24 protein-coding genes and 1 pseudogene are annotated in these 25,229 nt (G+C 72.9%); 9 read left to right on the top strand and 16 right to left on the bottom strand.

Going from position 1 to position 25,229, the window contains the following annotated elements; genetic code table 11:
• The 6 genes from WCS02_RS01450 to WCS02_RS01425 all read right to left on the bottom strand — a co-directional run.
• Positions 1 to 270 (bottom strand): hypothetical protein (locus WCS02_RS01450; protein ID WP_422665409.1); only part of this gene is annotated, 270 nt, incomplete at its 3' end.
• 99 nt (positions 271 to 369) lie between these two features.
• Positions 370 to 1,284, bottom strand: coding sequence for a permease-like cell division protein FtsX (ftsX, locus tag WCS02_RS01445; protein WP_340288640.1), 915 nt, complete (start codon positions 1,282 to 1,284; stop codon positions 370 to 372).
• The gene (ftsE, locus tag WCS02_RS01440) at positions 1,281 to 1,970 is read right to left on the bottom strand and encodes a cell division ATP-binding protein FtsE (RefSeq protein WP_340288637.1); all 690 of its coding nucleotides are present in this window, start codon (positions 1,968 to 1,970) and stop codon (positions 1,281 to 1,283) included. Before ftsE ends, ftsX begins: the two co-directional genes overlap by 4 nt.
• 260 nt (positions 1,971 to 2,230) lie before the next feature.
• A complete protein-coding gene (locus WCS02_RS01435; RefSeq protein ID WP_340288634.1) occupies positions 2,231 to 3,532 on the bottom strand; it encodes a hypothetical protein in 1,302 nt (433 codons plus the stop codon).
• Between the two features lie 220 nt (positions 3,533 to 3,752).
• Positions 3,753 to 4,865: a peptide chain release factor 2 gene (prfB, locus tag WCS02_RS01430; RefSeq protein WP_340288631.1), complete on the bottom strand. Its 1,113-nt coding sequence runs from the start codon at positions 4,863 to 4,865 to the stop codon at positions 3,753 to 3,755.
• A 52-nt stretch (positions 4,866 to 4,917) separates the two neighbouring features.
• On the bottom strand, positions 4,918 to 5,634 hold the full coding sequence (locus WCS02_RS01425; RefSeq protein WP_340288628.1) for an SDR family NAD(P)-dependent oxidoreductase: 717 nt from the start codon (positions 5,632 to 5,634) through the stop codon (positions 4,918 to 4,920).
• Positions 5,635 to 5,762: 128 nt separating this feature from the next.
• On the opposite strand from WCS02_RS01425, the gene WCS02_RS01420 reads away from it, so the two are divergent.
• A complete protein-coding gene (locus WCS02_RS01420) occupies positions 5,763 to 6,383 on the top strand; it encodes a DUF1684 domain-containing protein (protein WP_340288625.1) in 621 nt (206 codons plus the stop codon).
• Positions 6,384 to 6,545: 162 nt separating this feature from the next.
• Positions 6,546 to 8,597, top strand: a complete 2,052-nt coding sequence (locus WCS02_RS01415) for a PKD domain-containing protein (RefSeq protein ID WP_340288622.1) — start codon at positions 6,546 to 6,548, stop codon at positions 8,595 to 8,597.
• Between the two features lie 37 nt (positions 8,598 to 8,634).
• Here the strand turns inward: WCS02_RS01415 and WCS02_RS01410 are convergent, their stop codons facing one another.
• The 7 genes and pseudogenes from WCS02_RS01410 to WCS02_RS01380 form a co-directional block, all read right to left on the bottom strand.
• Complete coding sequence (locus WCS02_RS01410; RefSeq protein WP_340288619.1) at positions 8,635 to 9,096, bottom strand: pilus assembly protein TadG-related protein; 462 nt, start codon at positions 9,094 to 9,096, stop codon at positions 8,635 to 8,637.
• Positions 9,097 to 9,173: 77 nt separating this feature from the next.
• Positions 9,174 to 9,743 carry a pilus assembly protein gene (locus tag WCS02_RS01405; RefSeq protein WP_340288616.1) on the bottom strand — a complete coding sequence of 190 codons (570 nt, stop codon included), beginning with the start codon at positions 9,741 to 9,743 and terminating at the stop codon, positions 9,174 to 9,176.
• On the bottom strand, positions 9,740 to 10,111 hold the full coding sequence (locus tag WCS02_RS01400) for a TadE family protein (RefSeq protein ID WP_340288613.1): 372 nt from the start codon (positions 10,109 to 10,111) through the stop codon (positions 9,740 to 9,742). Before WCS02_RS01400 ends, WCS02_RS01405 begins: the two co-directional genes overlap by 4 nt.
• A complete protein-coding gene (locus WCS02_RS01395) occupies positions 10,108 to 10,299 on the bottom strand; it encodes a hypothetical protein (RefSeq protein WP_340288610.1) in 192 nt (63 codons plus the stop codon). The genes WCS02_RS01400 and WCS02_RS01395 overlap by 4 nt, the downstream gene beginning before the upstream one ends.
• A gap of 141 nt (positions 10,300 to 10,440) precedes the next feature.
• Positions 10,441 to 11,376: a type II secretion system F family protein gene (locus tag WCS02_RS01390; protein WP_340288607.1), complete on the bottom strand. Its 936-nt coding sequence runs from the start codon at positions 11,374 to 11,376 to the stop codon at positions 10,441 to 10,443.
• Entirely contained in the window at positions 11,373 to 12,245 is an 873-nt protein-coding gene (locus WCS02_RS01385; protein ID WP_340288605.1) for a type II secretion system F family protein, read from the bottom strand. Before WCS02_RS01385 ends, WCS02_RS01390 begins: the two co-directional genes overlap by 4 nt.
• 13 nt (positions 12,246 to 12,258) lie before the next feature.
• Positions 12,259 to 13,020: pseudogene (locus WCS02_RS01380) on the bottom strand (CpaF family protein); the annotation flags it as partial.
• 1,003 nt (positions 13,021 to 14,023) lie between these two features.
• Here WCS02_RS01380 and WCS02_RS01375 point away from each other — a divergent pair.
• The 6 genes from WCS02_RS01375 to WCS02_RS01350 all read left to right on the top strand — a co-directional run bounded on the left by WCS02_RS01375 (position 14,024) and on the right by WCS02_RS01350 (position 22,110).
• Positions 14,024 to 14,371, top strand: a complete 348-nt coding sequence (locus WCS02_RS01375) for a hypothetical protein (protein ID WP_340288601.1) — start codon at positions 14,024 to 14,026, stop codon at positions 14,369 to 14,371.
• A gap of 123 nt (positions 14,372 to 14,494) precedes the next feature.
• On the top strand, positions 14,495 to 16,132 hold the full coding sequence (locus WCS02_RS01370) for a dolichyl-phosphate-mannose--protein mannosyltransferase (protein WP_340288599.1): 1,638 nt from the start codon (positions 14,495 to 14,497) through the stop codon (positions 16,130 to 16,132).
• 106 nt (positions 16,133 to 16,238) lie between these two features.
• Complete coding sequence (locus WCS02_RS01365; protein ID WP_340288598.1) at positions 16,239 to 16,625, top strand: hypothetical protein; 387 nt, start codon at positions 16,239 to 16,241, stop codon at positions 16,623 to 16,625.
• A 317-nt stretch (positions 16,626 to 16,942) separates the two neighbouring features.
• Positions 16,943 to 18,310 carry an SWIM zinc finger family protein gene (locus WCS02_RS01360; RefSeq protein ID WP_340288596.1) on the top strand — a complete coding sequence of 456 codons (1,368 nt, stop codon included), beginning with the start codon at positions 16,943 to 16,945 and terminating at the stop codon, positions 18,308 to 18,310.
• On the top strand, positions 18,307 to 21,081 hold the full coding sequence (locus WCS02_RS01355; RefSeq protein WP_340288593.1) for a DUF6493 family protein: 2,775 nt from the start codon (positions 18,307 to 18,309) through the stop codon (positions 21,079 to 21,081). The genes WCS02_RS01360 and WCS02_RS01355 overlap by 4 nt, the downstream gene beginning before the upstream one ends.
• Before the next feature lie 462 nt (positions 21,082 to 21,543).
• Positions 21,544 to 22,110 carry an AAA family ATPase gene (locus WCS02_RS01350; protein ID WP_340288590.1) on the top strand — a complete coding sequence of 189 codons (567 nt, stop codon included), beginning with the start codon at positions 21,544 to 21,546 and terminating at the stop codon, positions 22,108 to 22,110.
• Positions 22,111 to 22,156: 46 nt separating this feature from the next.
• On the opposite strand, the gene WCS02_RS01345 is transcribed toward WCS02_RS01350, so the two are convergent.
• On the bottom strand, positions 22,157 to 22,663 hold the full coding sequence (locus tag WCS02_RS01345) for a GrpB family protein (protein WP_340288587.1): 507 nt from the start codon (positions 22,661 to 22,663) through the stop codon (positions 22,157 to 22,159).
• A 185-nt stretch (positions 22,664 to 22,848) separates the two neighbouring features.
• On the opposite strand from WCS02_RS01345, the gene WCS02_RS01340 reads away from it, so the two are divergent.
• Positions 22,849 to 23,556, top strand: coding sequence for an NAD-dependent epimerase/dehydratase family protein (locus tag WCS02_RS01340; protein WP_340288584.1), 708 nt, complete (start codon positions 22,849 to 22,851; stop codon positions 23,554 to 23,556).
• Between the two features lie 168 nt (positions 23,557 to 23,724).
• Here the strand turns inward: WCS02_RS01340 and WCS02_RS01335 are convergent, their stop codons facing one another.
• Together WCS02_RS01335 and WCS02_RS01330 are read right to left on the bottom strand one after the other, a co-directional pair.
• Positions 23,725 to 24,300, bottom strand: coding sequence for a hypothetical protein (locus WCS02_RS01335; RefSeq protein WP_340288581.1), 576 nt, complete (start codon positions 24,298 to 24,300; stop codon positions 23,725 to 23,727).
• Between the two features lie 250 nt (positions 24,301 to 24,550).
• Entirely contained in the window at positions 24,551 to 25,006 is a 456-nt protein-coding gene (locus tag WCS02_RS01330) for a hypothetical protein (RefSeq protein ID WP_340288578.1), read from the bottom strand.
• Between the last annotated feature and the right edge of the window lie 223 nt (positions 25,007 to 25,229).

The raw sequence follows: 25,229 nt of genomic DNA, 5'->3' as shown, positions 1-25,229 counted from the left end.
GGACGCCTCGGCCTGCGCCTGGTCGACCGCGGCGCGGGCGCCGGGCTGCTGGGCCTGCAGGCCCGCCAGCCGGTCGGACGCGGCGGCGAGCTCGGCGCTGACGTGGGTCAGGTCGTCGCGCGCGGACTGCAGGCCCTGCTCGACCTGGCCCTGCCGCTCCTCCACCTCGTCCCGGTCGCCGGGCGTGGTCGCGGCGGCGGACAGGCCGGGAGCCGCCACCACCGCGGCGAGCAGCAGGACGCTGCAGGCTGCTGTCAGGTGGTGTCGCACGGTCGGTCCTCCGGGGTGTCGGGTGTCGTGCGGGAGCGTCGCTGCTGTCCGGTGCGCCGGCCGACGCCCACGACAGGTGTCGGCACGGCCGTGCCCTTCCTACACCCTGAGGTAGCGCTCGAGGGTTATCAGGGAGGACACGCCCGCCAGCAGGATGCCCACCGCGAGCAGGACCGGCACCACGAGCAGGGCGTCGCCGGTGCTCACGAGGCCGCCGATGTTGAACCGGTTGCCGACGTAGTCCTGGACGAACACGCGCGTGAAGCCGACGAGGAACCCGCTGGCCAGCACCGCCCCGACGGTCGCGGCGAAGATCCCCTCGAGCATGAACGGCAGCTGGATGAAGAACTTGCTGGCGCCCACCAGGCGCATGATCCCGATCTCGCGCCTGCGGTTGAAGGCGGCCAGGCGGATCGTCGTGGCCACGAGCAGCGTCGCGGCGATGAGCATGATCCCGGCGAAGAACCACGCGAACGCGGTCGCACCGTTGAGGAAGCGGAACAGCCCGACGAAGAGCTCGCGCTGGTCGTCGACGGACTCCACGCCGAGCTGCCCGTCGAAGCGGGACGCCACGACGGCGGAGTCCTCGGGGTCGACCAGCTGGATCCGGTAGGACTCCGGGAGCTGGTCGGCGGTGAGGTTCTCCGTGATCGGGGAGCCCTCGAACTGCTCGAGGAAGCGCTCGTAGGCCTCCTCCTTGGACTCGTACGTGTACTCCTCGATGAGCGGCGCGACGTCGCCGGTGGTCAGCGTGGCGACGATCTCGTCGCGCTGGGCCTGGGTGACCTCGCCGTCGGCGCAGGAGACCGCGGTGCTCTCTTCGCCGCAGAGGAACACCGACACCTGGATCTCGTCGTAGAGGACGGAGCGGAGCTCGTTGACCTGGCGCTGGAAGAGCAGGCCGGAGCCGAGGAAGAACAGCGACACCGCGGTGACGATGACGACGGAGATGGTCACGGAGAGGTTGCGCCAGAGGCCGACGCCGATCTCCGTGAGGACGAACCGTGCCCTCATGCCGTGCTCCCGTAGACGCCGCGGGCCTCGTCGCGGATGACGACGCCCTCCTCGAGCTGGATGACCCGCTTGCGCATCTGGTCGACCATCTCGTCGTCGTGGGTCGCCATGACCACGGTCGTGCCGGTCTTGTTGATGCGGTCGAGCAGCTTCATGATCCCGACGCTGGTCGTGGGGTCGAGGTTCCCGGTCGGCTCGTCGGCGAGCAGGATCGCCGGGCGGTTGACGAAGGCGCGGGCGATGGCCACGCGCTGCTGCTCGCCGCCGGACAGCTCGTCGGGCAGGCGGTCGGCCTTGCCGTCGAGGCCGACGAGCTGGAGCACCTCGGGCACGGTCCGGTCGATGACGTGCTTGGGCTTGCCGATGACCTGCAGCGCGAAGGCGATGTTCTCGCCGGCGGACTTGTTGGGCAGCAGGCGGAAGTCCTGGAACACGACGCCGAGCTGGCGGCGGAAGCGCGGGACCTTCCACGACGCGAGCTTGGCCAGGTCGCGGCCGGCCACGTGGACGGTGCCGGTGTTGGCCCGCTCCTCCTTGAGGCACAGGCGCAGGAAGCTGGACTTGCCGGAGCCGGACGCCCCGACGAGGAACACGAACTCGCCGCGGTCGATGTTGAGCGTCACGTCGTCGAGCGCAGCACGCTGCTTGGCCTTGTAGACCTTGGTCACGTTGTCGAACCGGATCACGGCACACCCAGCGGTCGGGGACAGGACAGGCCCGGTAGGTCACAAGATCCACCTGGCCGACCACCGATGGTAAGCCCGGGGGCGGGGCTGGTCCGACGAGCCCGGTGCCAGGGCGCGCCGTCCCTGCCGGTCCCGACCCCCGGGACAGCAGCAGCCCGCCCCCGCGGTGCGCGGGGACGGGCCTGCCCGGGACGGTGCCCGGGTACTGCTGGTGGTGCTTGTGGTGCTTGTGGTGCTTGTGGTGCTCAGTGGTGCTGCGGTCAGTGGCGTCGCGTCCGGCCGGAGGTGCCGGCCAGGGCGGTCATCGCACCGCCGGCGACGACGAGCACGCCGGCGATCGCGGCGATGGTCCAGGCCTCGACGCCGGTGCGCGCGAGGACCCGGGCGTTGTCACGGGGCTGCTGGGTGGTGCCGGCGCGGACCGTCGCGCGGGGCGACGTACCGGGCGACGTGGCGGGCGCGGCGGCCGGGGTCGTCGACTGCCCCGGGAGGGGGGTGGCCGGCGTGCTGGCCGGGGCCGGGCTGGCCGGGGTGGTGGCCGGCGCGGGGCTTTCCGGCGTGCTCGGGGTGGCCGACGGGGTCTCCGACGCGGGGCTCGACGGCTGCTCGGACGGGTTCTCCGAGGGGTTCTCCGACGGGTTCTCGGACGGGTTCTCGGAAGCCGGGCCCGAGGGCTCCTCCGACGGGACGACGCAGCCGATGCCGCCGCCCCAGTTGGCGACCATGCGCCGGTCGGCGGTGATCGGCGAGTAGGACGGGCCGCGCGGGGTGCGGGCGCCGTCGTAGACGTCATCGCTGGTGTACAGGTCGGACTGCCCGTAGCACTCGGCCGGGGCGACCTCGAGGACGACCGAGGTCTGCTCGCCGGTGATGGTGTCGGTGTCGTGGTCGACGAAGACCTGCTGGCCGGAGGTGGCGAAGGAGGAGCCCTCGGCCTCGTAGGAGGCGAGCGAGAAGTCGTACCCGCAGCCGGCGGGCAGGACCACGCCGTCCTTGAGGGTGACCTCGGCGCGGACCATCATCGAGTCGATGCCGGCGGGCACGGGGCGCGAGAACCACTGCACGGCCAGCGGGCGGGTCCAGGACTCCGTCGAGCCGAGGCTCCTGGGGCCGTCGGCGAAGTACTCGTAGGAGAACAGCGTGCGCACGTCGGTGCCGTCGCCGACGCCGGGGCAGGCCACCTCGGGGGCGGACGCGGTGACGGAGGGCTCGCCCACCGGCAGCTCGGTCGCCGGCTCGTCGGTCGTGGGCGCACCGGAGGGGACGACCGTGGGCGCCTCGCTGGCGGTCTCGGTCTCCGTGACGGTCTCGGTGGCGCCCGGGAGGACGGTCTCCTCCGGCTCGGCCGGGGCCGACGGCTCCACGGTCGGGCCGCTGGTCGACTCGCTCTGCGACGGCTCGGCGGACGGGGCGACGGTGCCGCCGTCCGCGCTGTCGACGGCCAGGGACGCCGACGCCCCGGGGGCCACGACGCCCAGCCCGACGCCGGCCACCAGGGCGGCGCCGGCGAGCACGGACACGGAACGGCGCGAGCGCCGGCCGACACGCAGGGTGGTGTTCATTGATCGCCTTCGTCCAGGTAGGGGTCTCGGTGGGCGCAGGCCAGGTCACATGGTGACTGTCCGTATACCCGTTCTCGACGTTACCCCACCCGGACGCCGAGATAACCCTCCGCGGAGCCCGGGTGTGGACGGGGCAGCCGTCTGCCCTCGTGTCGTCACGCAGCGCGCACGCCGCAGTACCGCGGGTGCCTGGACCGAGCCCGCCGGCCCGGTCGACCGCTCAGGCGTGGACGTCCTGCTGCCGGCGCCAGCGGATGCCGGCGTCGAGGAAGCTCTCGATGTCCCCGTCGAAGACCGCGTCCGGGTTGTTGGTCTCGTGCTCGGTCCGCAGGTCCTTGACCATCTGGTACGGGTGCAGGACGTAGGAGCGCATCTGGTTGCCCCAGCTGGAGCCGGCGTCGGACTTGAGGGAGTCCAGCTCGGCCTGGCGGCGGCGCCGCTCGAGCTCGAGCAGCTTGGCCTGGAGGACGCGCATGGCGGCCTCCTTGTTCTGCAGCTGCGACTTCTCGTTCTGGCAGGTGACGACCGTGCCGGAGGGGATGTGGGTGAGCCGCACCGCGGAATCGGTCGTGTTGACGCTCTGCCCGCCGGGACCGGACGAGCGGTAGACGTCGACCCGCAGGTCCTTCTCGGGGATCTCGATGTGGTCGGTCTCGGCGACGACCGGCAGCACCTCGACCTCGGCGAAGGAGGTCTGGCGGCGGCCCTGGTTGTCGAACGGGCTGATCCGGACCAGGCGGTGGGTGCCCTGCTCGATCGACAGGGTGCCGTAGCCGTAGGGCGCGGTGACCTTGAACGTCGCCGACTTGATACCGGCCTCCTCGGAGTACGAGGTGTCGTAGACCTGGGTCGGGTAGCCGCGGCGCTCGGCCCAGCGCAGGTACATCCGCATGAGCATCTCGGCGAAGTCGGCGGCGTCGATGCCGCCGGCGCCCGCACGGATGGTGACGACCGCGTCGCGGGGGTCGTACTCGCCGGTGAGCAGGGTGCGGATCTCGAGCTGGTTGAGGGTGTTGCGCAGGGAGACGAGCTCCTTCTCCGCCTCGACCCAGGTGTCGGCGTCGGCCTCGTCGCCGGCGAGCTCGACGAGCACCTCGAGGTCGTCGATGCGCGAGCCCATCTTCTCCAGCCGGTCGAGCTCGGCCTGGGCGGCGGACAGCTGGCTCGTCACGCCCGCGGCGACCTCGGGGTCGTCCCACAGGTCGGGGGCGGACGCCTGCGCGCTGAGCTCCTCCGTTCGCGAGCGCAGCGCCGGGACGTCGACGACCACGAGCACGCCCTCGAGCGTGTTCCGCAGGTCGGCGATCTCGGCGGGGAAGTCGGTGGCAGCCACGTCGGGGCAATCTACGCGCCCACCGGCGCGCGTCCCCTCCCGGCAGCCGGGCCTACCCGCCGAAGGCGCTGGTCGGCAGGTCCCGCTCCCCCGCCAGGATCGCGGCGACGATGCGGTCGGCGACCTGCTCCGGGCGCAGGCCCTGCGGCAGCCTCGGCGCGCTCCCCGCGACCGGCCTGGTGGCCAGGCCGGTCTCGGTGTGGGGCGGCCGGGCGTCGACGACGCGGACCTTGGCCCGGCGCAGCTCCCCCGACGCGGCGGCCGCGAGCGCCCACGAGGCGGCCTTGCTCGCGGAGTAGGCGGCCATGTGCGCGGTGGGCTTCTCGGCCACGACGCCAGAGATGGTGACGAGGAACGCGTCGCCGGTCTCGGCCGCGGCCTCGGTGAGCGGTGCGGAGGCGGCCCTCAGCAGGCGCAGCGGCGCCAGCGCGTTGACGAGGAACAGCTCGTCGACGGTGTCGTCGTCCACCTCGGCGACCGGGCCGAAGGCGACGACACCGGCGGCGTGCACGACGCCGGCGAGGCTGCCGTGCGCGTCGAGCGCGGCCTGGACGGCGCGGGCGGGGCCGTCGGGGGTGGTGAGGTCGACCGACGCGGTCGCCGCCCCGTCGATGCCGAGCGCGCGCAGGCGCTCCTCGTCGCGGCCGACGAGCGTCAGGCGGGCCCCGGCGTCGGCGAGGCCGCGGCTGACCAGGCGGCCCAGCCCCCCGGCGGCACCGGTGACCAGGACGGAGCGGCCGGACAGGTCCACGGCGGTATCGGCGGGCACGGGCACACCGTCACACGGGGCCGTCCGACCCGCACCCCGGCCGGTCCGGCGCCGCGCTCGCGCCCCGCTCCCGGCTCGACGTGGACCGCGACCCGCGTCGTGCGCGCCGCGTGTGCCAGCCTCGGGCCATGACGGCGATCAAGGTCCTGGACTGGCGGCGGCGCGTGCGGGAGGCCTACGCCCTGGCGCGGGAGGCCGACGACCCGGCCGCCGGGCACACCGCGTGGTGCGCCGCCCGCGACGAGCTGTTCGCCTCGCACCCGGCGACCCCGCTGTCGCCCACTGCCCGGCGCGGCTTCACGGGGCTGCCCGTGGCGCCGTACGACCCGGCCTGGCGGCACGAGGTCGAGGTGCTGCCCGCGCCCGAGCACCGGATGGAGGTGCCGACCGGCACCGACGGCGTCGTCCCGTTCGACCGGGTCGGCGCGGTCGAGCAGCCCGGGGTCGGCCGGCTCGACGTCTGGTGGCTCGCCTCCTACGGCGGCGGCCTGTTCCTGCCGCTGCGCGACGGGCTCGCCGGGCAGCCCGGCGGGACGTTCGGCGGCGGCCGCTACGTGCTCGACACCGTCAAGGGCGCCGACCTCGGCGGGGCCGGGACGACCCTCGTCGTCGACCTCAACTTCGCCTACAACCCCTCGTGCGCCTACGACGCCGCCTGGGCCTGCCCGCTCGCCCCGGGCGGCAACACGGTGCAGACGCCGGTGCCGGTCGGCGAGCTCATGCCGGAGGGCGGCTGGCCCGAGGGCTGAGCACGCGGGCCCCGTGAAGCAGCCGGCGCGGCCGCGCGCAGGACGGCCGAGACCGGCGGCCCACCAGGAAGTCTCGTCGAGACGGTGACGGGGCACCCTGCCGCGGAGCATCCTGGTCGGCGGACGCACCCACCCGCCTCGGCCGCTGGAGCGTGAGCCTCGATGGAGAGCCGCCTCGTCACCGTCGTCCTGTCCGTGCTCGTGCTGGCCTCCGTCGCCGTGGGCGACGTCGTCGGCGGGCCGCCGGGCGACGTGGCTGCGGGGGTCGACCGGGGAGCACGGGCGCCTGTCGACGTGGCAGGCGACAGGGGCGCAGACGGGACCGGTGACCTGGCCGTGGACGCGGCTGGTGACAGGGCAGGGGGCGCGGCTGGTGACAGGGCAGGGGGCGCGGCTGGTGACGTGGCCGCGGACGCGTCGACGCTGCGCTTCACGGCCGCCGGCGACTTCGGCGCCACCGTCCACACCGACGGCGTCCTCGCCGGCATGGCGGCGCAGCAGGCGGACCTGGCGCTGGCGCTGGGCGACCTCTCCTACGGCATCACCGGCCAGGAGCAGGCGTGGTGCGACCGGGTCACCGCCGCGGTGGGGGCGGGCTACCCGTTCGAGCTCCTGGCGGGGAACCACGAGAGCGACGGGCAGAACGGCAACATCAACGACTTCACGGCGTGCCTGCCGAACCAGCTGCCGGGGGTCGTCGGCACGTTCGGCCGGCAGTACTACGTCGACGTGCCGCACCAGGCGCCGCTCGTGCGCTTCGTCATGGTGTCGCCCGGCATCCGCTACCCCGACAGCATCTGGGGCTACGGCGCGGGGACCGCCCGCCACGCGTGGACGGCGGCCGCGGTCGACGGGGCGAGGAGCGCCGGCATCCCGTGGGTGGTGGTGGGGATGCACAAGCCGTGCCTGTCGGTCGGCGACTACACGTGCGAGTCCGGGGCCGACCTGCTCAACATGCTCATCGCCAAGCGGGTCGACCTGGTGCTGGCCGGCCACGAGCACGTCTACGGGCGGACCAAGCAGGTGGCCCTCGGGGCGGGCTGCCCCGGCCTCACGCCCGGCACGTTCACCGCCGCGTGCGTCGCGGACGCCGACGCCGACATGGTGCGGGGTGCGGGCACCGTCTTCGCGACGGTCGGTACCGGCGGGACGGGCCTGCGGACCGTGGACACCGCGGACCCCGAGGCGCCCTGGTTCGCGAGCCTCAGCGGGTCCAACGCCAACCCCACCTGGGGTCTGCTGCGGGTGGACGTCGACAGCGAACGCCTGAGCGCCGCGTTCGTGCGCACGAGCGGTGGCACCCACTCCGACGCGTTCACGCTGTCCCCCGGCGGGCCGCCGCCGCCCAACCAGCCGCCCACCGCCGTGGTCGCGGCCCCCGTCTGCGACGGGCTGGCGTGCTCCTTCGACGGGTCTGGCTCGACGGACCCCGATGGCACCGTCGTCAGCTGGTCGTGGTCGTTCGCCGGCACGGTCCGCCAGGGCGCGAGCATCTCCCACACCTTCCCCGCCGCCGGGACCTACCCGGTGACGCTCACGGTGACCGACGACCGGGGGGCCACCGCGACGACCACCAGGCAGGTCACGGTGAGCGGGGCGGCACCGCCCCTGTGGAGCGAGACCTGGCCGGGGACCGACGGCACGGCCTGGCCGGGTGGCTGGACCTCCTCGGCGACGGGCGGGTCGCTGACCACCCAGTCCGCGGCGGGGCAGCTCGCCGTCACCGACACCTCGGGCGCCTTCGCGCGTACGCAGCTCACCGGCGCCTCCCCCGTGCCGGACAGCGAGCTGCTCACGTCCTTCCGCTGGGGGCAGACCTCGTCGAGCGCCTACCTCAACGTCTACCTGCGGGGCAGCGGCGGGTGGCAGAACGCCTACCGTCCACGCTCGGGGTACGGCCTGGAGCTGCAGAACACGAGCTCCACGGTGGCCGTCAAGCGGAACGTCGACGGCGTGACGACCACCCTGCGCACGGTCGGTGGTGCCCACGCGGTGACGACCGCCAAGCAGTGGTTGAGGCTGCGGGTGGTCGGCACGCAGGTGCAGTGGCGGATCTGGACCGACGGGACCCCGGAGCCGACCGTCTGGGAGGGCCAGGACGTCGACACCGCCGTCACCGCGGCGGGCCAACCGTTCGTGTCGCTGGTCCGCAGCGGGTCGAACGTCGGCGCCAAGACCGTGGCCCTCGACGACCTGGTCCTGCGTCGCCCCTGAGCGGGGGCCGCCGCACGACGGGCACAGGCACGACGTCCTACGGGCCGGTCGAGCTCACCGCCGACGCCGTGACCCGCAGCGGGACCCCTGACGTGAAGGGACCGGCGACGGCCGGCGGCAGCAGGGGCAGCGACCGGGCGGTGAGCACGACGACCGCGGTCACCCCGTCGGGCGTGCCTGTCGCCGCCGTGTCGACGTCCAGGTCGACGAACCGGGACGGTGCGTCCTGCCGCTCGAGGTACGCCACGACCGAGTCCCGCACCGTGGCGTCCGTGACAGGCACGGCGTCGATGCCGCCGGCGCGTCCCGTCGCCTCGAAGTACGCCGCCTCGTCGACGGCGTCCGCGGCGTCCAGGGCCGCCGCGTCGGCCAGCGCCAGGAGCCGCTTGCGGTCCAGGTGCACCGCCGAGGCCGCGACCACGACGAGGACCAGCAGCAGCGCGATGAGGCCGTACACGAGGGCGAGCAGCATCACCTGGCCCGAGTCGTCCGTCAGCACCGGCAGGGTGCGGCGCCCGGTCGCGTCCCCACGCCGGTGCGGGTCACCGGTACCGCCTGTCTGCCACCCGTACCGGGTCACGGTCGCCCGCCCTCGTCGGGCCCGTCGTCGCCAGACCCGTCGGCGCCCGACCCGTCAGCGGCAGACCCTCCGGCAGCAGCCCCACCGCTGACGACGGACCCCTCGAACTCCCCGACGACCTGGGTGTGCGTCGCGCTCACCGGCACCACGAGCGGCACGACCCGCGACACCCCCGCCGGCAGGGCGGGCAGGGGGACCTCGACCCGCACGGTCACCGCCACGTCGGCTCCGGGGGTGAGGCAGGGGCGGGCCGCGCACACCACGGTGGCGGCGCGGGCGGGGTCGGCGTCGATGCCCTGGTCGCGCAGCGCCCAGCCGACCGCGGCCACGACCCGGTCCTCCGACAGCCCCTCGTCGGTGGTCGTCACGACGATCCGGGCGGCCTCCCGGGCGGCGCTCTCGGTGGCGAAGGCCGCGGCCTGCACCCCGGCCACCGCGACGACGAGGTAGACGACGGGCACGAGCATGAGCACGCCGACAGTGACGAACTCCACGACGGCGCTGCCCTCGTCGCCGCGGGGCACCCGGTCAGCGAGCGCGGCCCGCAGCCGGGCTGCGCGGCTCACGGCAGGGCCTTCTCGTCCACCGCGTGCCCGCTCAGCTCCAGGGTGCGAGGGCCCACCAGCCCGAGCACGGGGAGCGGCGCCCGGACGGTCACCACGACGGTCTGCACCCCGTCCAGCCGCTCGACCGAGGCGGACACGTCGTCGGCGAGCCGGTCCGACAGCGACGAGGCGATGAGCTGCTGGGTGCGGTCGACGGCGTCGGAGCTGTCGCGGCCCACGAGCGCGCCGTACCGGGCGCCCTCCCCGGCGGCGTCGACGAGGGTGTTGCGCACGTGCAGCGACAGGGACAGCTGCAGCACCCCGGCGAACATCAGCGTGAGCAGGGCGGAGACGAGGACGAAGTCGACCGCGGCCGACCCCCGGGTCACGGACCCCCGACGACCGAGTCCATGGAGTCGGTGAAGATGGTCGTCAGCCGGTCCCCGGCGACCGCCCACAGGGCGATGACCAGCCCCGCGGTCATCAGCGTGACGAGCACCCAGCCGGGCACGTCGCCGCGGTCGGACCGTGCCGTCAGCAGGCGTGCCGCCAACCAGCGCACCGGTGTGCTGTGCATGAGCTCTCCCCGCTCCTCCGCCCCGGCCGAGGGGGCTCGGGGGCTGCGCGCCATCATGGGACACACCGGGGCGCGCAGGGAGGCGGCTTCCACAGGTCCCCCCGGCTGCCGTACCTGCCGTGGCGACGGGTGTACGAGGCGTCACAGCTGGAGGTCCAGCGACACCAGCCCGGGGTAGACGGCGAACAGGACGGTCACCGGCAGCACGAGGAACACCACCGGGACCATCATCGCGATCTCCTTGCGCCCGCCGCTCTCCATGAGCCGGCGCCTGCCCAGCTCCCGGACGTCCTGGGCCTGCGAGCGCAGCACCTCGGCCAGCGGGGTGCCCCGCTCGACCGCGACGGCCACGCCGTCGACGAAGCGGGCGAGCGGCGGCAGGCTCGTCCGGGCCGCGAGGCCTTCGAGGGCCTGGACCAGGCTGGCGCCGGCACGGGCGGCGGCCAGGGTGCGTCGCAGCTCGACCGACAGCTCGCCCTGGCAGGTCCGGGCCACGCGCTCCAGCGCCCCGACGGCACCCTCACCCGCCCCGACGCTGAGCGCGAGGAGCTCCGCCACCGTCGGGAACTCCTGCATCATGCGTTCCTCGCGGCGGCTGACCTGCCGCGACAGGTACTGGTCCCGACCGAGCACCCCGAGCAGCCCGCCGATGACGACGACGGCGACCATGGGCAGCACCGCCGGACCCCGGGCGGCCCCGACGGCGGCCGCGGCACCCGCACCGCCCGCGAGGCCGAGGACGCCCCACACCACCTGCTCGGCGCGGAACTGCTCCACGGTCGTGCCGGTCCCCGACTGCTCGAGACGGCGCCGGACCGTGCCAGGGCCTCCGGAGATCCGTTCGACCCACCGGACGCCGTCGCTCATCACCGGGGCGAGCAGCCGCTCGAGCGTCCCCAGCCGTGCGCGCCGGCCCGGGAGGTCGGTGAGCAGGCGCGAGGGTCGGGTGTCCCGCAGGTACGGCTCGAGCCGGTCGACGAGGTCCACCTGGCGCCACCGCGGCACGGACGTCAGGACCAGGAGCAGCCCGACCGCCAGCGCCGCCCCCAGCAGCCCGCCGAGCACCACGTCGCTCACCGCAGCACCCGTTCCTCCTCGGGCAGCCGCCCGATCCGCACCATGAGCCGGTAGGCGACCACCGAGGCCACCCCGCCGACGGCGAGGACGAGGACGCCCTCCGGCCTGTCGTACGGCTCGACCGCGCCCTGCCGGGTGGCGAGCAGGCCGAGGACCAGCCACGGGGCGGCGACGGCCAGCCGCGCGGCGCTGACCGTCCACGACTGCCGGGCCTCGAGCTCGCCGCGGGTGCGGGCGTCCTCGCGGAGGAACGCGGACAGGGTCCGGAGCAGCCGCCCCAGGTCCGAGCCGCCCACCTCGCGCGTGATCCGCAGCGCCTCGACGAGCCGGTCGGCCACGGGGTCGGCGAGGCGGTCCTTGAGCCGGGACAGCGAGTCGGCGAACCGGCCGCTGCCCCGGTAGTCCTCGGCGAACTCGGCGAAGGCGGGCCGCAGCTGCTCCGGCCCGCGCTCGGACAGCTGCGCCAGCGCCTCCGGCAGCGACAACCCTGCCCGGACACCGGACGCGAGGTTGTCCACGACCTCGGGCCACACCTCGCGCAGGTCGGCGCGGCGACGCGCGGCGCGGTAGCGGACGAGGGCGACCGGTGCCCATCCCGCCATGAGGGCGAAGCAGAGCGCGACGGACGGGACCCCGCTGGCCAGCAGCACGACCAGGAACACGCCGGCACCCGAGCCCACGCACAGCGCCGCGAGCGACCCGACGCTGACGGAGCGGACCCCGGCCTGGACCAGCGCGTCCTCCAGGCCCGTCGCCCAGCGGCGCCCGGTCCGCGGCTGCCTCGGCTCCGGCACCCAGCAGGACCACCACACGCAGAAGGCCCCCAGGCCTGCGAGGAGGCCGAGCAGGAGGCCGTCCCCGGTGCTCACGGCCGCGGCCCCGTCACGACGCGGCCAGCAGGCGCGCCACGTCGTAGCCCGCCCGCGCGAAGCGGTCCTCGTGGGGCGGGTACCCGCCGGCCGCGGCCAGGACGCCGTCCGCTCCGGCGCGGAACACCGACGCCGTCTCCACCACACCGTCCTCCACCCGACCGGGCACGGCGAGGACCTCGCGGACGCGGCGGCGGCCGTCCCCGCCGAGCTCGACGTGGACGACCAGGTCGATGGAGGAGGCGACCGTCGGCACGACGAAGCCGGCGCTCACGTTCTCCCCGGCCAGCAGCGGCAGCGTGCACATCTTCGTCACCGCCTCGCGGGCGCTGTTCGCGTGGACGGTGCACATCCCCGGGAGCCCGGAGTTCAGGGCGATGAGCAGGTCGAGGCTCTCCTCCTGCCGCACCTCGCCCACGATGAGGCGGCTGGGCCGCATCCGCAGCGCCTCCTTGACCAGGCGGCGGAGCGGGACCTCGCCCGTGCCCTCGAGGCTGGGCTGGCGGCACTGCAGGCCGACGACGTCGCGGCCGGGCACCTTGAGCTCGAAGACCTCCTCGCACGTGATCACCCGCTCCCTCGCGGGCACGGCCGCGGCGAGGCAGTTGAGCATCGTCGTCTTGCCGGCCTGCGTCCCCCCGGAGACGAGCACGTTGAGACCCGAGACGACGGCCGCGTCGAGGAAGCGCGCCGCCTGCTCACCGAGCGTGCCCAGGGCGACCAGGTCCTCGAGCCGGTCCGCGCGCACGACGAACTTCCGGATGTTGATTGCCCAGTCTTAAAAGCACCAGCGCGCCTGGCGCCCCTCTCAACCCGTGGGCCGCCTGCCGCCGGACAGCGACGGCCCGTTCGCAGCCACTCTCCGCCTCGCGCTTCACCACCCTGCGGGACTGCTGCACAGTGTTGCGTTGGCTGGCCCAGTTGACGCCCCGTTCCCGGTGAACCGGTGCGGGCGGGTCTACCGGGCCGGCAGCCATGCCACGTTGGCGATGCGATCCTCTGACCAGCCCGTCTACCAATTGAGGGTCGTCTTTCGGGACCAGAATTCATCGGTAGACGCCTCGTCGAGGAGGGTGGAACCAGTGACCTTCCTGCCGCGTCCCAATGACGTGACTCGGGGTGGGGCGCGGTGGCTGATGCCGACGGTGGTGGTCTTGGTGCTGGCCTCGGGCTGCGCCTCGGGCGAGGTCGGTGCGGCGGAGCGTGAGATCGATCGGGGGCCGGCGGCCGCGGATGACGCTCCAGCTGCTGGTTGGCGGTGGGAGTCTTTTGCCGGGGTGGAGTTGCAGGTGCCTGAGAGCTGGTCGGGTTCGGGTGAGGGATCGGCTGCCAACTCCGCCTGGTGCGCTTCGGACGGCACCTCGGCTGTCGAGGCGCCACCGATCGGAGGTGTGCGTCGGCCCGGTGGACCCGTCCCGGCTATTGCCTGTCTCGACCCCCGGCCCGGCAACTCCTTCGGCTACGCCGTCGACCTCGGCAGTGCTCTGCCTCCAGGTCGTCGAGACGTCGGCGAGGGCTGGGTCGTCGACACTCAGGAGACCGCGGGGGTCCGGGTCTCTGTCACCTCGGACGATGAAGCCCTAACCGCTCGGATTCTGCAGTCTCTGCGAGCCGTTCGAGACGGCGTCGACGTTCATGGGTGCCCCGTGACGACGGGGCTCACCGAACCGGACAGCAGACCGAGACCTGGGGCGCTGCCAGACGCGTCTGAGGCCCTGACTGTCTTGGCCTGCCGGTACGCGCTACCGCGTGGGGGGGCGACGCTGGAGCAGGTGGGCATGCCGCAACCGCTCCTGGCGTCCCGGCTGGTCGGTGCTGACGAAGCCGTGCGGCTCCTTGAGGCACTGCGGGCGGCGCCGGAGGGCACCGGGCCCGACAACCCGCGCAACTGCGCCTCCGACGTCCAGCTGGGCGAGGAACTCGTCGTACTCCGCGTCAGCGACGTCGACCAGTCGCGAGAGGTCGTGGTCCGCTATTCCGGGTGCTCCGGGCACGGGACCGATGACGGCACCGTCCGGCGCGAGCTTTCCTCCGGTCTGCTGCAACCGCTGCTGGTGGGTTCTCTGAGGCCGGACATGTTGTCCTCTCAGGTTCAACGCCTGATGACCCAAGGCTCGAGCCGGTAGCCAGGCGGCTCAGCGACTGACGTAGTGGCCGCCCCCGGCCCGCGGCCCCGCCTCAGCCCCGTCGACGTAGTGGAGCCTGTCGCGTTGTCCATGAGTCGTTCGACAGCGGAGTATGCCCAGGTGGTGGCCACGTCTCTCCCGCTTCGAGCGACGCTCCCGCCCTCGGCCAGCCATGAGCAGCTGCGCCAGCGGCTGGGTCTCCCCCACCCCGAGCCGCTGTGGTGGGCGTGGGTAGTTGCCGTAGGCATGGGCGCCCTCGCGGGCGTCCTGCGGTTCGTCCACCTCGGCCGTCCGGACACCCTGGTCTTCGACGAGACGTACTACGTCCACGGCGGGCTGTCCCTGCTGCGCTTCGGCTACGAGCGCGACGAGCTCCCCGACCCGGCCCCGCCGGACCCGCTGCCCGAGGGCTACTCGGACAGCTACTCCGACGACCTGTTCGAGTCCGGCAGCCTCGACATCTTCACGACGACGCCGGACTTCGTGGTCCATCCGCCGCTGGGCAAGTGGATGATCGCCGCGGGCATGTGGCCCGACCCGGCGGACCCGTTCTTCTGGCGGCTCTCCGCGGCGGTCGTCGGGACCCTGTCGGTCGTCCTGCTCGTCCTCGTCGCCCGGCGGCTGCTGGGCTCGACCCTGCTCGGCGGCGTGGCGGGGCTGCTGCTCGCTGTGGACGGGCACCACATCGTCCACTCCCGCACGAGCCTGCTCGACGTCTTCCTGTCGTTCTGGATCCTCGTTGCCTTCGCCTTTCTGCTCGGCGACCGCTTCGCGGCCCGCGAGAAGCTGGCCGACCGGGTCGCGCGCGGCCTGAGGGACGGCACGCTGTCGCCGTACGGGCCGTGGCTGGGCTGGCGGCCGTTCCGGCTCCTCGCGGGGATCAGCCTGGGGGCGGCCTGCGCCACTAAGTGGTCCGGGCTGTACGTCCTGGCCGCGTTCGGCGTCCTCACGGTGCTCTGGGACCTCGACGCCCGGCGGACCGCCGGCGTGCGGCGATGGTTCCTCGGCGGGCTGCTGCGCGACTCCTGGCCGGCGTTCCTGTCCCTGGTCCCGGTCGCCCTGGTGACCTACCTCGTCAGCTGGACCGGGTGGTTCCTCGCCGACGACTCCTACAACCGGAACTGGGCCGCGGAGAACCCCGACGAGGCCGTCTCGTGGCTGCCGCAGTCCCTGGCCAGCCTGTGGAACTACCACCAGGGCGCCTACGGCTTCCACACCACGATCAACGTCGTCGACAACCCGCACAACTACATGGCCAACCCGTGGTCGTGGCTGGTCCAGGGCCGGCCGACCTCGTTCTTCTACGAGGGCACCAGCGAGGGCCTGACCGGCTGCGGCGCCGATGCCTGCTCGGCCGCCGTGACGTCGTTGGGCAACCCGGTGGTCTGGTGGGGCGGCACCGTGGCCCTGATCGTCGTCGCGCTGACCTGGGTGCTGCGCCGCGACTGGCGCGCCGGCGCGATCCTGGTCCCTGTGGCCGCGTGCTACCTGCCGTGGTTCGCGTTCCAGGACCGCACGATCTTCTCCTTCTACGCGGTCGCCTTCGTACCGTTCCTGGTCCTCGCGCTGACCTACGCGCTCGGGCTCGTTCTCGGTCCGCCCGGCGCGTCCCCGAACCGTCGGCTCTGGGGAAGTGTGGGGGCCGGATCAGTGGTCGTGGCGGCCGTCGGCTGCCTGCTGTTCTTCTACCCGGTCTGGACGGCGGACCTCATCACCACCGACGCCTGGCGGATGCGGATGTGGTGGCCCAGCTGGGTCTGAGCTGCCGCAGAACGGCACGAAGGCCGCGCTCACGACCCACACTGAAAAGGCGGGCGGGCCTGCAAGGTCGCCGGACACGCTCCAAGCGGGACCAGGGGGTAGCGCGATGCTGAAGCACAGGGCCGACGTCCAGCGGGCCTCGGCTCGAACCTGGCGTGCTGGCTGCGGCCTGACCGTCTTCGCCCTGCTCTTGGGCGGCTGCAGCGACACCCCGTCGCAGCCCGAGGCCACCGACGGTCTGGACTGCGACGGCCTCATGCGGGTCTCGTCTCACTTCGACTACGCAGCCGGTGAGGCTCCCGAGCAGTCGACGCCAGAAGACGCCGCACGCGACGCCGCCGGAGGCACTCCCGTGGTGGAGGACCGCGACGATGACTCCAGCAGCGCAAGGGTCTTCATGGAGAGCAGCGGCCGGGCGCTGACGTACGTCGACGTACGGCGAGACGCCTCCGGGGCGTGGACCGCCGACAGCATCACCAAGTGCGCCAACTGACCGAAGGGCTCCAAGCAGACGGCCAACAGGAGTCGACCGTGTCGGCGAGGACTCCCCGAGCGAACCGATAGACGATCGTCTGCTGGGACGGCGTGGTCGCCCTCCGCGATCGAAGGCGGCTGACCCTGCGGGCAGCCCCAGAGGAACGACTCGGGAGGCCCTACGACCCGCTTTAGGTGCGGTCCGCCGTGCGCGGGTGGCTGCACCCAAGCCCCGATGCGGGGGAGGCGAGCCGTGCTACCGAGCTGGCCACCATCATCCGATCTCGCCCCCCCACTGTGTCCTCAAGGCGACGGGCCGGCGGCCGATGTCACAACGTGACCGCCAGCGATGCCACCAGCAGCCTGCGCTACCGGGCATCGTCGGCGATATCGGGCAATCAGCTGGGCCTACAGACGTCGGGTGGCTGGAACACCAGCTCCCTCGACCACCCGCGCTTCTTTGTCGGGTTCCTCACCGAGCCCGAGCAGGCGGCTCAGGGGCTGCTCGCCGTGGCTGCGGTGGCCCGGGCCCGCTACCACGTGCCGATGACCGCCACACGCATGGGGTCGATCCTCGACCCCGTCGTGACGAGCGACGGCGCGAACCTGCGCTTCGAGTCCTTCTCCGCCTGCTGCGGGGTGTACGCCCGCTTCGACATCACCGAGCGGGACCTGGACGGGGAGGTGCTCGATCGCGGGACGACCAACGTCGACGTCAACCAGCCCTTGCAGGCGGCCCTGTCCAGGGTCCGTGGCCGCGAGCCGCTGCACCTGTCCGTCGGCCCGGACGCCCTCGAGGTGACCACGCTCGACGAGGCTGTCGTCGAGCGGAAAGTGCCCCTGCCGCAGCGGTGGCTCCGGGGCTTCGCCGAGGCCCCCGTGGCTCTTGCGCGCATGACGCCCCGTGGTGAGGTGACCGGGACGGAAGCACGTCGGTTCCTGCGCTCGCTGCCACGCTCGGACGCACGGTCGTCGTTGTGGGCGACGGTGACCGGCCGGTCGCTGACGCTCAGCACACGGGCAGGTCGTGACTCGGTCCCCATGTCCGGGCCGCAGCGGCTGCTGACGCTGGCCCCGCTGCTCCGGTTCGCCAGCACGATGAGGGTCTACGGCCCGGCGAACGACGGCAGCCCCGCCCCGAGCGCCTGGGAGCTCGTCCTGCCCGGGTCCCGCCTGGTACTCACCCTGTCCCCGGAGGTCTCTCGCGGCTTCTCCGGGGAAGGCGGCGTGCTCGAGGCGCTGGCCGACGACACCGCCGTCAGCGATGCGGACCTGGTGGCCGACGTCATGGGATGGCTGCCGGCCATGACGCTCACCGAGGTCGGGGTCGCTGCGGACCTCACCACGGACAGGGCCGAGCAGGCACTGGCTGTCCTTGGAACGGCAGGCCGGGTCGGCTACGACGCCTCCGGCGGCTGCTGGTTCGCCCGCGACCTGCCGTACGACGCCGGGGACGCCGAGGCGCTGAACCCCCGGCTGCGCTCCGCCCGGCGTCTCGTGACCGAGGGTCGTCTGCGACGAGACGGCGACCTCATCGTGGTGCAGGTCGCGGGCAACCAGCACCACGTCCGCGGCGGTGTGGGTTCCGGCCCTCCGTCGTGCACCTGTCACTGGTGGGCGCGGCACCGAGGCGGGCGTGGGCCCTGCTCGCACGTCCTGGCCGCGCGCATGGCCAACCTCCTGAGCGCACCGCAGACGGCATGACCGAGGACGAGCTCTGCGAGCTGCTCTCCCGCGGCGCGACCGAGGTCCGTCGATTCCTCGCCCCGCTGGACGAGCCCGCGCGGCGAGCCATCGCCCCAGCCGTGGCGGAGCTCACCCGGCCGAGCCGGAGCGAGCGCCTCGGGTACACGCTGCGTGGGGTCCTAGCCGTCGCCCAGGCGGGGACGCTGCCTGCAGCGGCACTCACCGATTCGCTGCGCCGCAGCGACACGGGATGGCACGACGGTGTCGGCGCCACCGGCGGACCGCGGGAGACCCAGATAGGCGGCTGGCTTGTCGTGGCGACCATTCTGGACCGGCGGCCCCCGTGGCTGCCGGACCTGGTCGAGCGGCTCGCCGAGCAGGTCGCGTGGGGGGGTTTCGAGGGGATACCGGTCGACGTCGTGGAGGCGCTCAGATGCGCCGGGGGTTCTCCTCGCCCGACCTGCGCTCCGTACCTCACCGGGGTCGTCGCCCACATCGGCAGGTGCCCGGACCTCGACCTGCCGCAGCTCCTTCGCGACGACGAGGAGCTGCGCGGGCTGCTGCCCGCGATCCTCGCCACGAATGACGTGGGGACCCTGATGGGTCACCGCAACACCTTTCACGAGCGGGACGAGCACGGGACGTACAGCACGCGCACCGCGCCCCCGGAGCAGACATGGCCCGGTGCTCTCGCCCTCCTGAGCGCCGAGGGGACCATCGACCGGGACCACCTCCTTGCCGCTGCGCTCGACGCGCTCGTGCGGGGCGGGACTCGTGGGCACGTGGGTGGGGTGCTGGGCATCCATGAGGCCCTGCACCCGACAACCGAGGACGCGGTGCGCCATCTGCGCTCGTACGTCGGGCTGGTAGCTGACGGACCGGGGACGACGGCGGGCGTCGCACTCCGGCTGCTCCGCGAGGCCCACGACGCCGGTGAGATGGACATGGACACCGCGCTGGACGTCGCTAGGGCGGCGTTGTCCCGCCCGGAGAAAGGTCTGGCTACAGCCACGTTGACCTGGCTACATCGCCTCAACCGCAGTGCGCCCGACCGCGTGAACGAGGTGGCGCTCGCAGCCGCCGTTGCGCTGCAGCACGAGCGCCGCGACGTGCAGGAAAAGGCTCTGGACGCGCTGGCCAAGCTCGTTCCCAGGTGTGACCTGGGCACCGTCGCGCAGCTGCGCGAGGCGGCCGGCGACGTCGCACCCGTGCTGCAGCAACGGGTGACCCAGGTGCTCGGCGCACCCGACAAACCGCCCGCACCCGACCTCGTCATGCCCGACCTCGTCCCGGACCCCTCCACCCCGGGCGGGCTCCCCTTCGACGTCGCCGTCGAAGCTGACCTGCTGGCACCGGTCATGGACCTGCGGGACCTGGTCGAGGCGGCCGCTGAACATGTCGAGACCCGCGACCCGCGCGCCGGCGAGCGTGTGCTGGACGGCCTGTCCCGGCACGCTGCCGCCGACCCCGAGGGCGTCCGCAAGGCACTCTGGCCGCTCAGACGGCGCCTCGGATACGAGTCGGCGCCCCGGCGCCCGGCCGGCTTCGGATGGGACAGCAGCGAACGAGGCCCGGTCGAGCGTCTGCTGCGGGACGTGATGACGCCGGGCGGCGCCCCGGTGCAGGAGAACGATGCGGTCGGGGTGATGGGGTGGGTGCCACCTGGGGGGATCGACGGCTGCACGGGTGTGCGGGTGCTGGAGCTGGCGGCCCTCATCCATGGCAGCGTGTCCGGTCCTCTGCTGTCGACGCCCACCCGTGTCACCGGCGCGATAGACCCAGGCGCCGCCCTGGACCGGCTGCGCGCGTGGTCGCAGATCGGCGCTAACCCCGGCCCGCTGGACTTGCAGCAGCTCTGGCTGCGCCTGCCACTGAGTGCCGACCGCGACGCTCTGGCGCAGGATCTCCGAGCGATCGGAAGTCCCGCGTCACAGTGGCTCGCTGGGGCCGTCGACTACGGCCAGCCCGACATCGAGGTCGTCCCGGCGACAGTGCGGCTCCGGCAACACCCGTGGAGGACGCACCCCGGCGAGAGCGGGCTCGGTGACGCCCCGGTCGCCGACGTGCTCCCACCACCTGTTGTCAATCCCCATCTGATCGAGCGGGCGGGCACCGTCACGGTGTGGTCGCGCTCCGGGGGACACGCAACCACCCTCCCCGGACGCGTCGCTGACGCGGGACACTACTGGGAGCGGGAGGACCTGGCGCGCCCGCTCGAACTGTTGCTCACGCTGCCGCAGCACCGGGACGCCGTTGCCGCGCACCTCGTGATCCGCCTTCTGGAGACCACCGCCGTGGGAGTCCCGGGCGTGACGCAAACCCTCCCACTCCTCCCGCTCGCCGGCGGCCCGACCGGTATCGGTACCGCCCTGGCGATCGGCTGGGCCGCAGCCGCGGGAAACGCTGAGGTAGCAACCGCCTCTGCTGACGCCCTCCGCGGATTCGCCCGAGCAGGGGGACTTGACGGGGCAGCGGCCGGCCTCAGCATCGGAGAGCTGCTCGCCTGGCCGACCGTCTCACCCATGCGGGTAGCCCGCACCCTGACCGAGGCCTCACGCGCCAATCCCGCGGCACAACGGCTGGTGTGGGACATCGTGGCCGCGGCACTACCCGCCGCCATCGTCTCCGGCCGCCGCGGCCTCCTGGACTTGCTGGTGCTCGCCGTCGATCTGGCCCTCTCAACCGGCGCCCGCGGTTCGGTGAAAGGGCTGTCCGGAGTCGCCAGCGGAGGGCGCACACGGCTTGCAACAGAGGCCCGCCGACTCGAAGAGGTTCTGAATCGGGCGTAAACCGGCATGCGTGTACCCGGGTCATAGAGGACCGTCCTTGACACACCGCCAGCAGGGCGGCCGCCGTTGCCGCGGCGCGTATGTACCGATCAGGGGTCGGCGGATCCTTGCCGATCGGCAAGCGGCACACTTCGGAGATGGTCTGGTGGCGCAGGCGGAGGAGGCCGTATATCGGTGACTGCGAGGCGTGCCTCCACGACTGGCGCGAGCACGCAATCGACGGGGAGCCCTGCTCGGAGTGCCAGTACGAGATTCAACATCAAGAGCCGGGGGCCCCGGTCCAGCCCTGCCCTGCCCAGCCGCCTGCCACGGCCTTCGACGCGCCCCAATGACCGATCCTTTAAGCGGAGCAGCAGCGAGCAGCGCTCAGGACGTGTCGGGGTCGCTGATCTAAGCGCCTGGAGGGCTGCCAGACCTCCTGTCTGATAGCAGCGCACACCCGTACACGTCTAGCGTTCAAGCGTGCCGCGACTGATCGTGCTCAACGGTCCACCGGCGTCGGGGAAGTCGTCTCTGGCCCGCCGCTACGTCAGCGATCACCCGTTGGCGCTGTGCCTGGACATCGACGTTGTGCGTTCTCTGCTGGGCGGCTGGCTCGACCGCTCCGACGCCGCAGGCTCAGCGGCGCGGACGCTGGCCCTGGCGATGGCACGGACCCACCTTGAGGCCGGTCACGATGTCGCGGTCCCGCAGTTCCTGGCGCGTCCGCAGCTGGCCGAGCAGCTGGAGTCGCTCGCCCTCGAGGTGCACAGCACGTTCGTGGAGATTGTCGTGGACCTCGACCCCGAGCAGATGCTCGAGCGCTTCGCCCGGCGCACCGCAGAGAGGGAGCGGATTGAGCACCGCGACGCCGCGGACCTTCTCGGCCGCAATGATGGGCTGCGAGACCTGGTCGACATGCGCCAGCGGATGATGGCGATGCTTGCCGGTCGGCCCCGGGCTCGCTGGGTCACCAGCCGAGAGGGAGACCTCGACGGCACCTATCGCGACGTCCTCGCCCTCGTGGAAGCAGCTTCTGCTCGCTCGTAGGCCCAGGAGCCGCATGCCAGACGACTGTTGACCTGCGTGACGCTGCTCATTCAGGACCAGTGCTCGACCGCTGCAGGACGTCCCGGATGAAGTCGGCCTTCTCTGCGGTGTAGGCCTCGCGGTCGTCAGCGTGCTCCGCGGCCAACGCCTGCTTGAGTTCCGCGTAGCGGCGTACGAGCGTCGGGTCGGCTCGCAGCTGATCACGGAAGGCAAGCTGCTCGCTCCAGCGCGCGCTGCCGGCGAGCAGCAGGTGCAGGTGCGCCGCGCGATGTCCGTCGACCACGAGGACCAGGAACCGGCGGTACGGCCTGGCGTCGAGCTCGGCAGGGACGAGGTGCCAGCCTGCAGGAGCTAGCACCCGCGCGATCAGCTCCGCGCACCCGAGGTCGAGGACCGCTGCCTGCACGTCGAGGATCGGCTTCGCAGCCAGGCCCGGCACCGCCGTCGAGCCGACGTGCGCCACCGGAGATTCGAGCCATGGCGCGAGGGCGACGTCGAGCTGCATGCACAGCCGTTCACCGCGCCGCTGCCAGGCCTCCTGGGGCGACTGCACGTGCACCTGCTCGGTTGCCCACACAGGCCAGAAACCCACGTCCGCAACATCCCACGACGGCGCCGCGACGGGAGCAATCGTCCAACAGACCCTTGTTCCGCCAGCCGATCCGTAGCTGGGGATCCCGGTTCGGGGAGGGCCGCTTCTCCTGCGTCTCGCACGGGTCGTGCGTCTAGCGTGACGGGATGCCGCAGCAGCGAGGGGTGGTCCTGACCGGCGCGGCTGGACTGATCGGTCGTTCGGTGAGCCAGGAGCTGGCTGACGCGTGGCGGCTGCGCCTGACCGACAAGGTCTTAGAAGGGCCGATCGAAACCTTGGACGTGACCGACCTGGACGCCTGTCGAAAGGCCTTCGCCGGTGCCGACGCAGTCGTCCACCTCGCGGCCGTGCCGGACCCTGAAGCGACCTGGGAGCAGCTGCTCCCAGCCAATGTCGTGGGTGCCTACACGGTGGCACGTGCGGCGATGGACGCCGGTGTCCGTCGACTCGTGCTGGCGAGCAGCCTCCAGGCGGTCGCCGGGCTACCGGAGCACGCCCAGCGGCGGGCCACCGACCAGGCGCGCCCAGCAAACCTCTACGGCGCAACCAAGGCATGGGCCGAGGCCCTCGGCTCCTGGGTGGCCGCCACGTCACGCACGTCGGTGGTCGCCCTCCGCCTGGGCTACTTCCCCGGCAGGCGGCTGGACGTGGCCACGACCCCGGTCTCGGAGCTTTCGGCATGGCTGAGCGCTCGTGACGCTGTCGGCTTCTTGCGGGGAGCAGTCGAGGCCGAAGTGGAGGGCTTCCTGGTCGCCAACGTCACGTCGGCGAACCGGCACCGTGTCGCCGACCTTCACGGGACAGAGGAAGCGCTTGGCTATCAGCCCGTCGGCGGCGCCTGGACGCTCGACTGATCCAGGTGCCGGGTCAGCCTTACCGCCCAGCGCGTCCCGACAACCGATCCTCTGTATGACGGACGCCGGAGGCCTGCGGCCGGTCCCGCGCGAGAGCTCTCGCCGCCGGACAGGGGTCGGCTGTCGGGACGGACCGAGGTGCAGTCGACGCGGGCCGCAGCCAGCCCGTCAGGTCCAGGTGTGGAACAGGTCCCCCAGCGTCCTGGGCCCGGGGGTCGGGAGGAGCACCCGTGAGGCGATGACGGCGACGGAAGCCATGGGCTCGCTGTCGTCGACGGGTAGCCCGGTCACGACGGGATGGTTCTGGTACATGTACCCCCGCGCCCGGGCATGCCCGGCTACCCACCGGGCCGTGGGGACCTCCCTGACGAGCGTCTCACCGAGGTAGCGAGCGAGGCCGTCGATCAGCGAGAGGGACTCTGCTGACCACCGCGCCCACCCGGGCACGACCGGGTCGAACCAGCTCGGTAGCTCGTCCTCGGGTTCCAGGACGTCGAGGGGGACACGGCCCCCCGGCTCCCCTGGCGCCGGCGGCGTGTACCCGTCGCGCCAGGACAGCAGGGGCGCAGCCCAGCCCCAGAGCGGGTCCAGCGACGCAGCGCTCAGGTCGAAGATCCCTGGTCGCGGTCCGTCGAGGCTGGCAGCGAGCTCCACGGTCCGGGCCAGGGCCTGAGGGGTCTCCCCCAGGAACCGCTCGAGGTAAGCCGCGGCCTCGGGGCGCGACAGCGCCACGAACCGCACCATGCGGCGATCGTAGGTCCGGGCGGTCAGCTCGTCCGCCCTGCGCCGGCCGATGCCGGCCCCCGGTGCAGCCCGCAACGAAAGGACGGGCCCCGCTCACAGCGCTTCGCCGCTTGACGATCATCTGCGGGACGAGGTAGCCAGGTCCGCCAGCCGTTGTCCTGCGACGCCGGCGTCACCGGGCAGCACGACGCCGCTGCGAACAAGCCGCCCCGCCCGAAGATGAGACCGGCGCCGCCCCTTCTCCGGCCGCTCAGGAGCTGTAGCCAGCGGAGGGCGGGCGCACAACGTCGGCGGTCACCTCCACCCGACCCCGTTCACCACCGCCTATCTGCAGTGAAGTCGACGGGTCGGCAGTTGGTGCGGCAGGCGGCGCGACGGACCCGGCTGCTCGGGCCGCGACGGCCCGGAGCCGTGCGACCTCTCGAGTGCTCAAGGCCCCGTCGGCGCACCAGTCGACGACCTCGCGGACGGTGAGGCGCTCCTGCTGAACAATCCGGTCCAAAGCGGCGCCGGCCCGAGCCTCGGCGGACGCGATGGCTGCGTCCCGCTCCCGGACCGCCACTAGCACCTCGACCACCAACGCCTCGACACGTTGCTCGCGCTCGGCGCGCTCACGTCGCCGCGCGGACTGCGCGTCCAGCACCGCCCTTCGCGCCGCCTGCCGCACCGACTGCCGACCCGTCGACCTCACTGCCTGCTCATTCACGCCTGCTCACCTGCTCACTCCAGTGTGGTTCGCCTACGGACTCCGACTCCCCCACAGGTACCTAGCCACTCCCCCGGCGGTCACCTCCACCCGATCCCGTTCACCACCGCCGATCTGACCTACGCGGACCGCGGACCCTGACCCGACGCAGAGCTCCGCGCAAGCCGACCGTCTCAGCGCCCCTTCGTCCCCCCTCCAGCGCGACGAGATCCATGTGCCACAC

This window comes from Aquipuribacter hungaricus, from assembly GCF_037860755.1.
GTDB lineage: Bacteria > Actinomycetota > Actinomycetes > Actinomycetales > JBBAYJ01 > Aquipuribacter > Aquipuribacter hungaricus.
This window is presented reverse-complemented; position numbering and strand designations above follow the sequence as displayed.

Coding starts and splice junctions, on each gene's coding strand:
- ftsX (WP_340288640.1), bottom strand. CDS start 1,284: ATGAGGGCACGGTTCGTCCTCACGGAGATCGGCGTCGGCCTCTGGCGC.
- WCS02_RS01355 (WP_340288593.1), top strand. CDS start 18,307: ATGACCGAGGACGAGCTCTGCGAGCTGCTCTCCCGCGGCGCGACCGAG.
- WCS02_RS01365 (WP_340288598.1), top strand. CDS start 16,239: ATGCTGAAGCACAGGGCCGACGTCCAGCGGGCCTCGGCTCGAACCTGG.
- WCS02_RS01415 (WP_340288622.1), top strand. CDS start 6,546: ATGGAGAGCCGCCTCGTCACCGTCGTCCTGTCCGTGCTCGTGCTGGCC.
- WCS02_RS01375 (WP_340288601.1), top strand. CDS start 14,024: ATGCCGCAACCGCTCCTGGCGTCCCGGCTGGTCGGTGCTGACGAAGCC.
- WCS02_RS01435 (WP_340288634.1), bottom strand. CDS start 3,532: ATGAACACCACCCTGCGTGTCGGCCGGCGCTCGCGCCGTTCCGTGTCC.
- WCS02_RS01420 (WP_340288625.1), top strand. CDS start 5,763: ATGACGGCGATCAAGGTCCTGGACTGGCGGCGGCGCGTGCGGGAGGCC.
- WCS02_RS01395 (WP_340288610.1), bottom strand. CDS start 10,299: ATGCACAGCACACCGGTGCGCTGGTTGGCGGCACGCCTGCTGACGGCA.
- WCS02_RS01335 (WP_340288581.1), bottom strand. CDS start 24,300: ATGGTGCGGTTCGTGGCGCTGTCGCGCCCCGAGGCCGCGGCTTACCTC.
- WCS02_RS01340 (WP_340288584.1), top strand. CDS start 22,849: ATGCCGCAGCAGCGAGGGGTGGTCCTGACCGGCGCGGCTGGACTGATC.